Raw genomic sequence first — 1070 nt, forward strand, 5'->3', positions numbered from 1 at the left:
CGATATTTTTTTCACTTCTTTTCTACTCCCGATTTAAACCTTTAACAACCAACCTCCTGTAACTAGAAGCACTTTATTTAAGCTTTCTATATCCTATTTATATGTGCTGTTTGGCGAAAACAAACTGCTACAACGCTGTGCATTGATGTTTCACTTACCTATCACAACGCATAAATTAGGCAAAAAACTCTAGCCTAACAACACAAAGGCATTGCAGCTCTTTATTTCTACGAACTACATAAGAAAGTACAGATGCTTTACTTACTCAGAACAACCCAAAAAAACAGAACGCTGCGTAGCCCGAGGCGACTAGAATGGTTTAGTTGCGGTATCAGAACGAATCACGCCGCTAAACGTGAGGAGGTGATTTAGATAACATCCGTGCTGTAACTATTAACGATGCTCGAAAGATTGGAGACTAATTTGCGTGACTGTCTTGTTCCATCGCGAACTTTGATGGAGGTAAACCAAAGTGCAACTTGAACTTCTGGCTGAAGTAAGAGGGATCATTGAAACCGCAATTGAAAGCCACTTCACTGATTTTTTCACCTGCGAGTAACTGTTCGCAAGCAGTTTCTAACCGTACCTCCGTTAAATAATCTTTTAACGTTCTTGACGAGGCCGACTTAAAGCGGCGTTGTAAACTACGTTCAGACATAAATAACATCTTAGCCGCTGTCGCAGTACCAAAATCAGGGTCATGGTAATGCTCAGCAACTAACTGATAGACCTTTTGTAGCCACTCATTCTCTGGACTGGCTTTTTCTTCGACGATGTTTTCTGGCACAAATTCTGGTAAAACTTCCTCGACATGGCTCAACTCTTTTGCCATCGGCCAAGTAATCTCAATTTTATTTTGCGCATCAGAAGTGAACACCGCTAAGTGCCCTCCACTCACCGTAACCAGTTGCGAAAGATTGTCGATACTCAAGTCCACCTTGTTATTAGCAGGACGACTTAGAGAAAGTTTATTTGGCAATTGCGTTCCGTAATCCAAAAAGCTGAGTGAGACAATGTCCCGCCCCTCTTCTAACATCACTTTAACGGCTTGACCTCGGAAAGAGCGCTTG

1 protein-coding gene is annotated in these 1070 nt (G+C 42.1%); it reads right to left on the bottom strand.

All coding sequences use genetic code 11. The features are described 5' to 3' along the window. Window positions 1–418: 418 nt before the first annotated feature. A partial coding sequence (locus tag R7R24_RS24870; protein ID WP_318119769.1) for a helix-turn-helix transcriptional regulator occupies window positions 419–1070 on the bottom strand: 652 nt, incomplete at its 5' end.

The sequence above is a fragment of the Vibrio sp. 704 genome (genome assembly GCF_033339295.1).